This window comes from Longicatena sp. (assembly GCF_982403165.1).
This window is the reverse complement of record NZ_CEVYEL010000015.1, coordinates 1-13,044: the sequence shown is the minus strand read 5'-3', so window position 1 is coordinate 13,044 and position 13,044 is coordinate 1. Positions and strand designations below refer to the sequence as shown.

15 protein-coding genes are annotated in these 13,044 nt (G+C 37.2%); 3 read left to right on the top strand and 12 right to left on the bottom strand.

Going from position 1 to position 13,044, the window contains the following annotated elements; all coding sequences use genetic code 11:
- Positions 1-9: 9 nt before the first annotated feature.
- Positions 10-471, bottom strand: coding sequence for a hypothetical protein (locus AC1VS3_RS04990; protein WP_008687317.1), 462 nt, complete (start codon positions 469-471; stop codon positions 10-12).
- Between the two features lie 74 nt (positions 472-545).
- Positions 546-728, bottom strand: a complete 183-nt coding sequence (locus AC1VS3_RS04985; RefSeq protein WP_017144702.1) for a hypothetical protein — start codon at positions 726-728, stop codon at positions 546-548.
- On the opposite strand from AC1VS3_RS04985, the gene AC1VS3_RS04980 reads away from it, so the two are divergent.
- On the top strand, positions 714-1,604 hold the full coding sequence (locus AC1VS3_RS04980; protein ID WP_008687316.1) for a mechanosensitive ion channel family protein: 891 nt from the start codon (positions 714-716) through the stop codon (positions 1,602-1,604). The two genes, AC1VS3_RS04985 and AC1VS3_RS04980, sit on opposite strands and share 15 nt — an antisense overlap.
- 197 nt (positions 1,605-1,801) lie before the next feature.
- Here AC1VS3_RS04980 and AC1VS3_RS04975 read toward each other — a convergent pair whose 3' ends face one another.
- Positions 1,802-3,544, bottom strand: coding sequence for a DEAD/DEAH box helicase (locus tag AC1VS3_RS04975; protein ID WP_008687315.1), 1,743 nt, complete (start codon positions 3,542-3,544; stop codon positions 1,802-1,804).
- A 374-nt stretch (positions 3,545-3,918) separates the two neighbouring features.
- Between AC1VS3_RS04975 and AC1VS3_RS04970 the strand changes: the two genes are divergently transcribed.
- On the top strand, positions 3,919-4,404 hold the full coding sequence (locus AC1VS3_RS04970) for an SECRET domain-containing protein (RefSeq protein ID WP_226896986.1): 486 nt from the start codon (positions 3,919-3,921) through the stop codon (positions 4,402-4,404).
- A 301-nt stretch (positions 4,405-4,705) separates the two neighbouring features.
- On the opposite strand, the gene AC1VS3_RS04965 is transcribed toward AC1VS3_RS04970, so the two are convergent.
- The 4 genes from AC1VS3_RS04965 to AC1VS3_RS04950 form a co-directional block, all read right to left on the bottom strand.
- Positions 4,706-5,089: a hypothetical protein gene (locus AC1VS3_RS04965; protein WP_008687313.1), complete on the bottom strand. Its 384-nt coding sequence runs from the start codon at positions 5,087-5,089 to the stop codon at positions 4,706-4,708.
- A 1,210-nt stretch (positions 5,090-6,299) separates the two neighbouring features.
- Positions 6,300-7,013: a DUF554 domain-containing protein gene (locus tag AC1VS3_RS04960; protein ID WP_008687311.1), complete on the bottom strand. Its 714-nt coding sequence runs from the start codon at positions 7,011-7,013 to the stop codon at positions 6,300-6,302.
- A gap of 259 nt (positions 7,014-7,272) precedes the next feature.
- Complete coding sequence (gene trxA / locus AC1VS3_RS04955; RefSeq protein ID WP_008687309.1) at positions 7,273-7,581, bottom strand: thioredoxin; 309 nt, start codon at positions 7,579-7,581, stop codon at positions 7,273-7,275.
- Positions 7,582-7,634: 53 nt separating this feature from the next.
- A complete protein-coding gene (locus tag AC1VS3_RS04950; RefSeq protein WP_008687308.1) occupies positions 7,635-8,513 on the bottom strand; it encodes a Cof-type HAD-IIB family hydrolase in 879 nt (292 codons plus the stop codon).
- Positions 8,514-8,628: 115 nt separating this feature from the next.
- Here AC1VS3_RS04950 and ybaK point away from each other — a divergent pair, with 115 nt between their 5' ends.
- Positions 8,629-9,105: a Cys-tRNA(Pro) deacylase gene (ybaK, locus tag AC1VS3_RS04945; RefSeq protein WP_008687307.1), complete on the top strand. Its 477-nt coding sequence runs from the start codon at positions 8,629-8,631 to the stop codon at positions 9,103-9,105.
- Positions 9,106-9,142: 37 nt separating this feature from the next.
- Here the strand turns inward: ybaK and AC1VS3_RS04940 are convergent, their stop codons facing one another.
- The 5 genes from AC1VS3_RS04940 to AC1VS3_RS04920 all read right to left on the bottom strand — a co-directional run bounded on the left by AC1VS3_RS04940 (position 9,143) and on the right by AC1VS3_RS04920 (position 12,936).
- Positions 9,143-10,006 carry a Cof-type HAD-IIB family hydrolase gene (locus AC1VS3_RS04940; RefSeq protein WP_008687306.1) on the bottom strand — a complete coding sequence of 288 codons (864 nt, stop codon included), beginning with the start codon at positions 10,004-10,006 and terminating at the stop codon, positions 9,143-9,145.
- A 105-nt stretch (positions 10,007-10,111) separates the two neighbouring features.
- The gene (gene nagB / locus AC1VS3_RS04935) at positions 10,112-10,828 is read right to left on the bottom strand and encodes a glucosamine-6-phosphate deaminase (protein WP_008687305.1); all 717 of its coding nucleotides are present in this window, start codon (positions 10,826-10,828) and stop codon (positions 10,112-10,114) included.
- A 140-nt stretch (positions 10,829-10,968) separates the two neighbouring features.
- A complete protein-coding gene (locus AC1VS3_RS04930) occupies positions 10,969-11,223 on the bottom strand; it encodes a GNAT family N-acetyltransferase (protein WP_230326892.1) in 255 nt (84 codons plus the stop codon).
- Positions 11,224-11,234: 11 nt separating this feature from the next.
- Entirely contained in the window at positions 11,235-12,098 is an 864-nt protein-coding gene (locus AC1VS3_RS04925) for an aldose 1-epimerase family protein (protein WP_008687303.1), read from the bottom strand.
- A 52-nt stretch (positions 12,099-12,150) separates the two neighbouring features.
- Positions 12,151-12,936, bottom strand: coding sequence for an HAD family hydrolase (locus AC1VS3_RS04920; RefSeq protein WP_008687302.1), 786 nt, complete (start codon positions 12,934-12,936; stop codon positions 12,151-12,153).
- Positions 12,937-13,044 lie beyond the last annotated feature (108 nt).

The following is a 13,044-nucleotide window of genomic DNA, read 5'->3' as shown; positions in this document are numbered from 1 at the left end:
AAAGCAACATTACAATGCATGCTGCTTTCCTATGGCTTTTTCACAGGGAGTGGACACATACGTAACAAAGTAACGTGCCACCTTTTTTCTTCCCAAACATTTTAAAGCAATGCTTTCCTGATTACGCAATACGATATTGAGTACATCCAGATCATTGCGACTGCTGCTAATACTCCATTTTTCAACATCTTCCCAAAACAGCAAGAAACATTCATCCTTGCCATTATTTAAATAAAAGATGGCATATTTATCATAAAACTCAATCAACGTCACATCTTTCACAAACAGCAGATAATATAAAAACATGAACGTAATAACGATACCAATCAGATATAGACGCGTAAACATCAATGCTAAGCCTATCGCAATACAAACCAAGATAAACAGATAAGGTTTTGCGTTGATATGGTCAATCAATTCTCCATCTGTGGGAAGATTTCGGATTTTTAATATCTTACTTCTAACGTTCATCTTCAGACACCTTCTTATCTAAAATTTATTATATCTGAAAATTTATTTATATCAATAATATCACACAATTCCACTTATTTACTTAGATATTTTCGACAATCATCCTCTACATTTCCATATTCTTCTGACATTGCCTCTTCACTGCAAGCTTTTGACGTTTTTCTCTTATGATCCACTTCTTTTTCTTTGACAAAGCATACAATCTGACATAAGATAATCTTGTTATAGAAAGGTGGCGTCACATGGACATTTTTCATGAAATCAATCAATGGGGCAAAGGCTCTGTGTTTAAATATGGATTCTTAGATACCCTAATGATCATGTTATGTTTTCTAGTATGCGCTTATCTGTTAAAACGTCTTATCAATCGTTCTATTAAGCGCCATGTTAAAGTAAATACCAGATTTGTTATGCGCTTAGTGAAAATCACGTTATATACCATTGCTATTTATGGCTGTTTATCCCTATTAACACCATTTGAAAGCGTACTGGGCAAAGTATGGGGATCTGCCGGCATCATTGCGGTTGTGATTGGTTTCGCGGCACAAGAGGCTATGGGGAATTTTGTAAATGGTCTTTTGATCACAACGTTTAAACCATTCAAGATCGGGGATTTGGTTAAGGTCAATCAAGGGGAATATGAAGGCTATGTCGTTGATATTTCCTTACGGGATACCGTCATTCAAACATATGAAAACACCAAGGTGATCATACCAAACAGTGTTATGAATAAAGCGGTATTGGAAAACGTTAGTTTAAATGACAATACCAAAGGAAACTTTTTAGAATTGGATATTAGTTATGAAAGTGATATGGATAAAGCTATGCGCATCATCAAGGAAGAAGTTATGGCACACCCTAATTTTTTGGATCATCGCAGCCAAGATGAAGTTACAGCTGGTGTAGAACCCGTCATCGTCCGTCTGATACGCTTTAACGATTCCAGTATTACTTTGCGAACAACGGTTTATTCTACGTCAAATGCGGAAGGCTTTGCTTTACTATCTGATTTAAGAATTGCCATCAAGCATCGCTTTGATGCTGAGGGGATTGATTTTCCTTATCCACATCGCACAATTATTACAAAATCCCAACACCCGAATGCTAACGACGATTCTATAGAAACAAGATAACTTGATAAGAAAAATGACTTCGGAGAACCTAGGCGATACGTTCTCCTTTTTTATAATATTTTCAATATCTTTACAGAAACAAGCCCTTTTCATGTTATTTCTTTACATGTACTAACGATAACCGTAAAAACAATGGAAAATTGAAGGAACACTACTTATATAAAAAAAAGAGGCACTATGCCTCTAACAATCTTTCTTTACTTTGCTTTCCTTTTTGCACTTTTGCGAACACTCTTATCATGATTTCCAGGACGTTTTGCTCCTCTTCGTGTGGAACCATCCCCAGCATGACGATTGTTTCGTCTAGATGCATCACGAGTGTTATTTTTTGCCCCATCACGGCGATTCGTCTTGCGTTTTGGCGCACTGTCAATTTCAACCATGACTTCCTGTTTACGAATGGTCGTACGCTGCATGTTATTCAACACAATGTCTACTTTATCTGCTGCAATATCAACCAAAGAGAAATTTGGTCGAACATCAATACGTCCAATCGCTTTCGGACTCATGCCACATTCTTCAATAATTGCCGCCACGATGTTACCAGGTTGAATGCCATGGGTGCGACCTACGGAGAATTTCAATGTGATGGCATCAAAATCTGATGCATAACGTTTTACATTTTCTTCTTCCTCAATATCAATGACCTCATTCTTATAGTTCATAGAAATCAAAGCACTGATGATATTTTCAAGGGCAATGCCATCTGCCATCAAAGCATTGGCAATTTCTATACTTTCTTCCGTGATTCCTTCATCGCAAGCTTCTTTAACTTTGGCAATAAAAGCATTACGATTCGCTTCCATCATTTGAGCACTGGTTGGCAGGGCATGACGAGTGATATTTGTTTTTGTATAGCGGATGACATCTTTGATAGCACCGCGCTGTTTTCCCCCACTGATTAATGTGATAGCAAGTCCTTTTTTACCGGCACGACCCGTACGCCCTACCCGGTGTATGTAATATTCCATATCCTGAGGAATATCAAAGTTTACAACCAGATCAATATCGTCTACATCAATACCTCTTGCGGCAACATCTGTCGCAATCAAGATAGGACTTGTCCCATTACGGAATTGTTCCATTACACGGCTACGGAATTCTTGTTTCATATCTCCATGCAAGGAAGTCGCTTTAATATCATGCTTATTTAATTCTTCGCATAATTCATCTACCATCTTTTTGGTATTACAGAAGATCATACACAGATCAGGATCATAATGATTTAAAAGAACCCGCAAGGCATTCGCTTTTTTGCCTCGTGGTGCTTCATAATAAATCTGTTCCACAGTATCTATCGTACGTTGAGAAGATTTAATTTCTACACGTACAGGATCTTTTTGAAACTGTTCGGTGATTTTTAAAATCGCTTGTGGCCATGTAGCTGAGAATAAAATTGTCTGATGCTCATTATCCGCCGGCATCATAGAAAGAATCTCTTCAATATCTTCCTTAAATCCCATGTTCAGCATTTCATCTGCCTCATCCAGAATGATCATGTTGACATCCTGCAATTTCAAGGTACGGCGATTTAGATGATCCATAATTCTTCCTGGTGTACCTACCACGATACCACAGCCGCGTTTTAACAGCTGAATCTGGCGATCAATGGGCTGACCACCATAAATCGGAACAATTTTTACACCTTCCTTATACTTGGAAAACTTGCGCAGTTCAGTTGCGACTTGCGTCACTAATTCTCTGGTTGGACAGATGATCAGTGCATTTGGAAACTTATTTCCAGGAATAACTTTTTCGATTGCTGGAATACCAAATGCGGCTGTTTTACCTGTTCCTGTATTAGAACGACCCAGCACATCTTTTCCTTCCAGAATGCATGGAATGGATTGTGCCTGAATGTCGGTTGCATTTTCGTATCCCATTTCCTCAACAGCCTTCATAATTTCGCTGCTGATTGGTAATTCATTAAATGTTGTCATTGTTACCTTCTTTCTATCATTCGCGATAGCTTTCACTTGACGCGATAACTCACTAAGTTTATCACATGTTGTTTCACACCGTCAATTCATTTCTTTTACATACTACCCAAAAAAGACCTAACTATTCGCATATCTCCCATATGTATCAAAATGTAACCTCTTTCCTGAAATACAAAGATGTGCTATAGTTAAAGAGGAGTAAGTTTACATGAAAGCGTTAAAACCGCAGATGATACGCATACTCATCCCCAATTACATTATATATATACCAATAACCGTCATCAACCACGGTTAAAAAGGTTGATAGAAAGGAAGCGTATATTGTAAGAATGACTGCTTAGATGCGTCATTATTCAGATATACCAGATAATCAGATGAAATTACGAAAATTACTGGCTGTATGGCTACTGTGTTTCGCTATGGCCGGCTGTTCTTCCAACGATAGTCCTTCCATGGAAGAAATCGATTTCCGTTTAGAAAATGCAGGATATGAAGTAACAGGCTATAAAGGCTCGGAAGATAAAATTATCGGTATGGTAATTATAAAACTCAATACAAAAATAACGTTAACGAATGAAAAAGGTAAATTGTCCAGCATTACGTATATGGATACGTTATCAAAAAATCAATATACCATTGATGTAACCAATGATTCTGCCATGTCCATCGTTAATCATAAACAGCAGGTATGCATGTATGATATTGAAGGTGGCAAGCAACAAAAAAATCCATCCATCTGTGATCAAAAGGATGAAGAACACGGCAAAAAATTGCATGATGATTTTTACGCTTTCTTAAAAGAACTTGATATTGATGTATCTGAATTGACGCAATATTACAACTGGTTTATGACGGATTAGGATGTTTCGTTGATTAACCTTTTGATATCTATGCAAGTCCTTCCCTTTTATCAATATCTAATTGAGTAGGAGGAAACAATTGAGTTTCCAAGCTCTCACACCACCTAGTATGTCCCATACCTGGCACACCACATAAAGAAGACCCTGACAAACAGGGTCTTCTTCACTATAGGGGATAGAATGATCAATACGTAAATAGGGATAGTCTTCGGGGATTATTTACGCATAGTAGCAGTTCTCACTGCCATCGTTAGTATACAATATAGCGAATAGAAAGATTTGTCGAATTATGTCAGACGCTTCATTTTTTTTCACAAATCGTAATTTGGTCCTTTATGAAATCATAAAAATCTTCATATAATACAAATTGTATGGCATTCTCTTGTTCATAAGCAACATAACAAATATCACGGCTGTCATAAATAATTTCATAGGCATCCTGCTTTGTATAGATGATTGATAAAGGTATTTTATAACGCGTTTTATTGCCGTTTACCATCTTATCTTCATATGCATAATGCGTACTAACATAAACCGGATATGTTACAGACATGATCTGCATTTCACCTTTTTCAATATCCGGAAGATAAAAATCAACATCATCCTGCTCAATATAGGCATGAGGGAATTGCTGTTTCGCCGCCGTAAGTATCTTTTCTTTATCTAAATTCAAAAAACTTATCATTTTTTACACCTCCCCATCATGGTAACATGATATCACATAACCATGGTTGGATTCCACATAATTTACCACAGATTCAACATACTTATCTGATGACTTTTTACTATACTATAGTCAGCAGGAAGGAACTAACCTCCTGCTAAGTATGACATATTTTCCCCTCAAAATTTCATACTTTCTCCCTTTCAAAAACATAATAATTTAAAGAAAAGAAACGAGAGCTTCCCCCTAAGTTCGCGTTTCTTTTCTTTATCCTATGCAAGAGATGTCTATCTAGCCAAAGCCTCATCGCTACAGATAAAAAATGTTATCTGCAGAGCCAGCAGAACATCACATAAGATTCTTCATACCTTCCTATTTCCATAGTACGAATAGAAAAAACCGCAGTTGCTATGATGTACCCTTAAAAGTAGACCTAAAATCAAACGATGGAAGGCCGATCAAAACATGGCTTTCCGTTGCTAATAAGCGATCCTTCTTTTCAGTTTCCCATAATTCAAAGAAAAACAATGCGATTTACACATAATTTTCCATACTCCTTACATACTTATCTCACATCTTTTTTGTATACTATAGTCAGCAGGAAGGGATATGACCTCCTGCGGTAAGTATGATGATTCCCTCAAAAATTCATACTTTCTCCCTTTCCATTTAATATACTATAATTTATCAAGCAAAAAAGACGTTTCCCCAAGTAACGTCTTTTTTGTTGGATGTTCTATTTTTTTAAGGCATATGCTTTTTATAAACTTCATAAAGTATTAGGATGAGCAGATTATAGATTTTTGTTTTAACCAAATTCTTTCATCACAAATTTATAACTTATGGATATGATGGCTTTTTAGTATACTAGGTGTGTGCAAAAGGGTTTACCTTACCTATAAATGTGACCAGTTTTCCAAATGACAAATCACACTACTCTTTTCCATAAATTAAAGGAAAAAGGTACAACGCCTTTTTGTTTATGATTTAATAAAAGAAAGAATACCTATCTCTTTTTTTCCAGAAAATTTCTCACATATTTTTACATGATTCAACGAAACTTGTCTGACATCCTTTTATTATACTATAGTTGACAGGAAGGAGTTCCTGTTAGAAGTATGACTAAATTTCCCCTCAAAGTTATTCATACTTTCTCCCTTTCAAAATTGAGTTTGAGTTAAGAAAAGAAGTACCATCCCTCAGGTACTTCTTTTCTTTGTATAGATATAATTTAGAAAATAAGCTGCATCAGCTCATATAATATCGGCACCAATAACGCAGGCAATAGATTGCCGATACGTATCTGTTTGCCAAAAAACAAATTAATACCGACACCAAAGATCAATACCGATCCAACATAAGATAAGTTTTGAGTCAAAGCATCAGAAAAAATAGGCGCCATGAAGGATGCCAGTAAGGTAATACCTCCTTGATATATGAGTAATGGCAAGGCCGCAAATATTACACCGATTCCTAATGCAGAAGCAAATACCATGGAGATAACGCCATCCAAAATAGCTTTTGTGATCAACATAGTAGGATCATGAAGCAAACCATCCTGTAATGCCCCAACGACTGCCATAGCCCCCACACAAATAATCAGACTGTTACTGACAAAACCCTCCACAAAGCGGCTATCACTGGATTTAGTTAGCTTCTTCAGATATTCTGCCAATGCCTCCATACGATCTTCTAGTCGTAATGCTTCTCCCAATAATGCCCCAATGCCTAAAGAAAAAATTAACAGCATAGTTCCACCGGAGATAAGCGTTGCCCCTTCTACCTTCATCATGCCACTGATAGCACCGCTAATCCCTATAAACATTGTACAAAGCCCAAGAGCTTGCATCAACAAATCGCGCATACGGGAAGGCAAACCGCCTTTCACAAATAATCCGATACCGCCACCGATAACAACAGCTATTACATTGATGATCGTACCCATGTCCCAAACCCTCTTTCTATCTTGTGTTTCACTGTACACGGAAGAAAAGTAATTGTCAACAAATATTTTCAAACATATGACATTTTCTTTCATATAACATGAAAATAATATCATTCCATTTCCATCACCATGTAAATTTTGTCGTTTAGCTTAATCTGTAAGCGCAGAAACACATAGGCAAAAAAAGAATTCCTGTAAGATCCATGTTAAACAACAGATCATACAAGAATACGTTTCTATTTATAGTAACGATGTTCTTTTAGATAACTTTCTTGAGTTCATTCATTAACTGTGCTTTTGGCATAAAGCCCTGTAGCTGTGTCATTGGCTGTCCATCTTTAAAAATAATCATAGTAGGAACTGACATGATGCCAAAACGCATTGCCAATTCACCATCCTGATCGACATCTACCTTTACAATATCCAGTTTTTCTTCTACTTCCTTTGCGACTTCTTCTAATACCGGAGACAGCATCTTACAAGGACCGCACCACGTCGCAAAGAAATCAACTAAGACAACACCTTGTGCAATTACCGAATCGAATTCAGATTTGTTTATAATTTTCATAGTCATTACCTCCAACTGTTTACAGTATAGCATGTTTTTTTTATTTCATGCATTTAAATGCCCAAATGCTTATGAATTGCGGCCACGATTCCATCTTGCATATTGGTAGCCGTCACATCATCCGCAATTCTCTTTACATTCTCCATCGCATTTCCCATGGCAATACCAAGCCCAGCCATCTGCAGCATTTCTATATCATTTTCCCCATCACCAATCGCCATCATCTCATCCAGTTTGATACCGGTAAGCATTTCTAATTTCTTTAATCCATATGCTTTTGTCACGTTTGGCATCATCACTTCTAACCATTTATCACTTGTTAAACCGATCCAATAACGGTCCTTTAAATCCTCTTTCGCCCGTTTAGCGACTTCTTTCATGACATATGGCCAATAAGTTACGGATATTTTATTTACATCTTCAATAATCTCTTCTTTTGTATGAATATAGCGTAAATCCGGATAACCTTGACGATTATCCATCATAAATTCAAATGCTCCTCCGGTCCATGGAAAATCATTTGGCAAAGAATGCAATTTGCGATACGCTTTCTTTTCTTCCAATAAAGCCGGTGGATTATAATCATACATTCCCTCATCCATATTTCCTATGATTTCTACTTTCCATTTTGAGAAATAGGTAAATACTTCTTGAGCGTTTTCTTTTGGCATCCGACCATCCACATGACGCTTCGCATGTGCCAGATCATACACCGCCATACCATTAACCTCAATCAAATAGCCGCCATATTTCTGCATCTGTAGCTGTTGTGCATACGGTAATAATTTAGCATAACTGCGCCCGCTTGCCAAAGCTAAGATGATTCCCTTTTTCTGTGCTTCTAATAATATATTTTTGGTATTTTGCGAAATGGTATTATCACTGCGTAATAAAGTGCCATCCATGTCCATTGCGATTAGTTTTATTGTCATAAACACCCTCCCAGCATAAGATGCATCTATGTTCATTATACACATTTTACGATGAATTTCATTACTTTTCTCATTTGCAAAAAAGTGTTATACTACTGGCAATGGAGGGATATCAATGAAATTGCAGAAGACCAACGCCATGCGTTTGTTAGATAAAGAACAGATACCTTATGAAGTATTTACTTATGCCCATGGCAAAGAAGCTATCGGTGGTACACATGTTGCTGAGTTACTTCAACAAAATCCCGATCAGGTGTTTAAAACGCTAGTGACCATTGCCAATACCAAAGAATATCTTGTCTTTGTGATTCCGGTGGCACAGGAATTAGATTTGAAAAAGTGCGCAAAGGCAGCAAATGTTAAAGCTGTCGAAATGATTCATGTAAAGGATATAAATAAAATAACCGGTTATATCCGCGGAGGTTGTTCTCCTATTGGAATGAAAAAAAGCTATCGAACCTTCCTGCATGAAAGTTGTTTAGCTTTTTCCACGATCATGTTTAGCGGTGGCAAGATTGGTTATCAGATTGCCATGGAACCAAGAAAACTGATAGCACTTATTCACGCTCAAACAGCCGATATCATAAAATAAGGTCCTCTAATAGGACCTTATTTTATGATCTACCAGACTATTTTTTAGCCCTTGCAGGATAAAAAATATATTTATCCAATGCTTTCGCGATTCCCATCTGATCATTGGTATCCGTAACATCATATGCATAACGTTTTAACGATTCCATCGCGTTCCCCATCGCGATTCCATAACGGACACTTTGAAACATGGTCAGATCATTTTCGGCATCGCCAAAGGCCATCATTTCATCTGGCGAGATATGATTTTCTTTACCGATTTTCAATAAAGCACTTCCCTTACTGACACCCTTTGGCATAATCTCGATCCATGCCGGTCCGACTTCGAGTATGTCATAATCACTTAATTCGCGGCGAATACTGTTCAAATGCTTTTTAAAATATGCGGCAGTTTGAATCAAAACGAATTTATTTATATCCTGTGTGATTTCATATTCACAATCCTGAATAGGTAAAAAGCGTCGTTTGCCTTGATTAAAACCATAATCCATTGGTGCACCAAACAGTAAGCTGCGGATTTTTTTCTTTGCTTTTAACTTTTTGCTGATGAAATCATAGTTATCATAGCCACAACAACTAATAACTTCAAAATCGTATTTCTTTCCCAAACGCATAACGTTTTTCGCATCTTCTGCCCCAAAAACGCCATCTACATAATATTCCTTTTTTGCAAAATCATAAATGATCTGCCCATTCACACCAGCAACGAAATTTTTCCCTTCTTCCAAATGCAAAGGTTTACTTACAAAGTCAATTCCACCTTTATCACGTCCTGTCGCTATCGCAATACTGATTCCCATTTTTTGCACTTCTAGTAAGCGTTTCTTCGTTTCCTCATCGATGGTTTTTTTACTTGTCAACAAGGTACCATCTAAATCTAACGCTATCAATTTTATTGCCATATCCTCACTCACTTTCATTCTCCATTATAGACCAAACATAAAAAAAGTAAATGTTTAACAGATAGAAAAAGAAAAGAGGTTCTTCATCAAGAACCCCCATGTATCTTATAATTTAGCTGCAGCCTCTTCATCAACGATAACGACAACATCCGGATGATTTTGTAATACAGATGCTGGACATGCTGGATCTACTGGTCCATTTACCATTGCGGCAACGGCATCTGCTTTATTTGCGCCAGAGGCAACCAACAGAATCTTCTTAGCTTTCATGATAGTAGCAATACCCATGGTAATTGCCTGTGTAGGAACTTTATTAATATCATTTTCGAAGAAGCGAGCATTATCAGAACGTGTTTTTTCTGTTAAGTCAACAATGTGCGTTTCTTCAGTAAATGGTGTACCTGGTTCATTGAAACCGATATGTCCATTTCCACCGATACCTAATACCTGAATATCAACACTGACATTTTCCATTGCTTTTTCATAGCCTTCACAATCTGCTTTTGTATTTCCATAAGGAACATGAATCTTATCTTCTGGAAGATCAATGCCATGGAACAGATTTTCATGCATAAATGTCCAATAGCTTTGGGAATGGTTACGGTCAATACCTACATATTCATCCAGATTGAATGACTGACATTTTGCATAGCTGGTACCATTTTCTTTATGATCCTTGATCATATTTTCGTACAGACCGATTGGACTGCTTCCCGTAGCTAAGCCTAAAACAGCTTCGGGTTTATTTGCTACTACTTCTTTCATCACCTTGAATGCTTCTGCACTCACTTCATCGTAATTCTTAACTTTAATTACTTTCATTAAATTTCTCCTCCTTGCATATTACACACACCCTTATTATAACGCTTTGTTAAAGCCTTTTCAATGTAGAAAGACAAAAGAATGATTTTCTCAGATAGCAATTTCTATTGCATTATAAAAAGGCAAAATTTGCCTTTTTACTACATCCAGTACGTAGCATATTCCTTATGTTTTTCCGCCCATTTAAGAGCATAAGAGCACGTCGCTGTACTTTTGCGTTGTTCCTTTTCTAATAGACTTTGATAAGCTGCCATCAGTTGTGCGGCAACGCCCTGTCCACGCAGACACTCATCAACAAAGGTATGATCAACATTATAATAATCTCCTTCATCTGTATAGGTCAGCTCTGCCAACAGTTTGCCCTCTTGCATCAGATAAATACGCCCGCGTTCCATCTGAAAATGCACTAGAACACCTCAATCGTATAAGCTGTGGTAAATGTTTTGCCTGGGCTTAACAGCATCGTGCCTTCACGATGGTAGAAATCTTCTTTGACCTCACTAAAGTCCGCATGTCCATACCATGGCTCTAAGCAAATAAATGGAGCACCTTTTTTTGCTGTCCAAATAGCGACATATGGATAACCGGCAATGCTGATAGTAGCCCCATGACCCTTAGGCCCTTTTAAGGTCAGATAGGCACTTCTAGCGTCTTTATAAATTAAGGTCGCAAAGTTTTCGATTTCTTCATAGCTGCATGGCATGTCTTTGATCACAACATCCTTTAATTCATATGGATGTTTTTTATCAGGATCAAATACCAACTGTTGCATATGCTCTTCGTTCGTGAAAGATAAAGTGTATTCCTCAAATTTCTCACCTTCACATAAAGGGCAGTTAAATCCCGGATGTAAGCCAAAGGTAAATGGCATTTCATTTTCTCCGGTATTTGTAATATGATAAGTAATCGTTAATTTATTGTCTTCTAATGTATAAGCAATTTCATAATGGAATGGGAATGGATACTGTGCTAAGGTTTCTTCGCTGCTGTCAAGTTCCATGATAACTTCCTTACCATCGTCTTTTTTACAATGTAAGGTTGCATAACGAATAAGACCGTGATTTTTCATTGCATACGTCTTCCCATCAATCTGATAATCCTTTGTATATGTGTTTCCGATAATTGGAAACAGTGAAGGATTTTTGCCTCCCCAGTTATCATTATCACCTTGCCACATATACTGCAAGCCAGTTTGTTTATCCGTAAAGCTGTAAATTTCTCCTCCTTTTTCCACAAAGGTTACTTCATAACGTTCATTTTCCAGTTTCATGCGTACATCTCCTTTTTTCTATATGTTTATTATATCACGAATATGATATCGCTTAGATAAGATTATGTTCTTTACAGAAATGATATAAACCATCCTCATCAATATGGCCACACACCACATCCGCAGCCGTCAATGCTTTAGGATTTGCATTGCCCATGGCAACACCAACACCGGCTGCCTTTAACATATTGACATCATTAGCCCCATCGCCAAAGCATATGATATCCTGCATGGCAACGTTCCATTTCTCACATAAATGGGCAATTCCTTTACTTTTATCTATATCACGGGCAGTAATTTCTAAGGTATGACGTGAATGTTCCACAATAAAGCTTTCTTGTAATAACTGCTTTATTTCTTCTGCCTGCCGTTGTTCACTCGGATAGGCTAGCATATTATACACCTTTTCATTTTCATAGGGCTTTTCTATTGGCATATTTAAATATAGTTTAAAAAATTCATCAAGGATGCGAGCATCACCGTAATGAGCGATGCAATCATCAGCGAAAGTAGAATAGCGTACTGCTATTTTTTCTTTCTTTGTATAGTCTAATAATTTCTGAATTTCATCCGTTTGCATAGGACTTTCTTCAAATACTTCATTTCCTTCCATGACCAAAGCACCACCATCATAAATACAGGCATCAAAGGCAAATTCACGGAAAAAGCGGGGCAGATTGCTTGTTTCAAAACGGCATCGGCTGGTCGCAAAACCAACCTTATAACCATTTTCTTTTAACTTATGTAGGGTATATTGTGTAGATTGGGGAAAATCATGTACACGATGGGTATACAAGGTACCATCTACATCAAAAAATAAGGCTTTTATTTTCTTCATAGCTTACTCCTTTACTTCATCATCAAACATCTTACCACAGAAAAAGCGGCATGGACTGATACGATTCTCAAAAGTAGACAGTACAAATAATTAAAACGTACTGAATAC

Coding starts and splice junctions, on each gene's coding strand:
- AC1VS3_RS04990 (WP_008687317.1), bottom strand. CDS start 471: ATGAACGTTAGAAGTAAGATATTAAAAATCCGAAATCTTCCCACAGAT.
- AC1VS3_RS04980 (WP_008687316.1), top strand. CDS start 714: ATGGACATTTTTCATGAAATCAATCAATGGGGCAAAGGCTCTGTGTTT.
- AC1VS3_RS04985 (WP_017144702.1), bottom strand. CDS start 728: ATGAAAAATGTCCATGTGACGCCACCTTTCTATAACAAGATTATCTTA.
- AC1VS3_RS04975 (WP_008687315.1), bottom strand. CDS start 3,544: ATGACAACATTTAATGAATTACCAATCAGCAGCGAAATTATGAAGGCT.
- AC1VS3_RS04970 (WP_226896986.1), top strand. CDS start 3,919: ATGAAATTACGAAAATTACTGGCTGTATGGCTACTGTGTTTCGCTATG.
- AC1VS3_RS04965 (WP_008687313.1), bottom strand. CDS start 5,089: ATGATAAGTTTTTTGAATTTAGATAAAGAAAAGATACTTACGGCGGCG.
- AC1VS3_RS04960 (WP_008687311.1), bottom strand. CDS start 7,013: ATGGGTACGATCATCAATGTAATAGCTGTTGTTATCGGTGGCGGTATC.
- trxA (WP_008687309.1), bottom strand. CDS start 7,581: ATGAAAATTATAAACAAATCTGAATTCGATTCGGTAATTGCACAAGGT.
- AC1VS3_RS04950 (WP_008687308.1), bottom strand. CDS start 8,513: ATGACAATAAAACTAATCGCAATGGACATGGATGGCACTTTATTACGC.
- ybaK (WP_008687307.1), top strand. CDS start 8,629: ATGAAATTGCAGAAGACCAACGCCATGCGTTTGTTAGATAAAGAACAG.
- AC1VS3_RS04940 (WP_008687306.1), bottom strand. CDS start 10,006: ATGGCAATAAAATTGATAGCGTTAGATTTAGATGGTACCTTGTTGACA.
- nagB (WP_008687305.1), bottom strand. CDS start 10,828: ATGAAAGTAATTAAAGTTAAGAATTACGATGAAGTGAGTGCAGAAGCA.
- AC1VS3_RS04930 (WP_230326892.1), bottom strand. CDS start 11,223: ATGGAACGCGGGCGTATTTATCTGATGCAAGAGGGCAAACTGTTGGCA.
- AC1VS3_RS04925 (WP_008687303.1), bottom strand. CDS start 12,098: ATGAAACTGGAAAATGAACGTTATGAAGTAACCTTTGTGGAAAAAGGA.
- AC1VS3_RS04920 (WP_008687302.1), bottom strand. CDS start 12,936: ATGAAGAAAATAAAAGCCTTATTTTTTGATGTAGATGGTACCTTGTAT.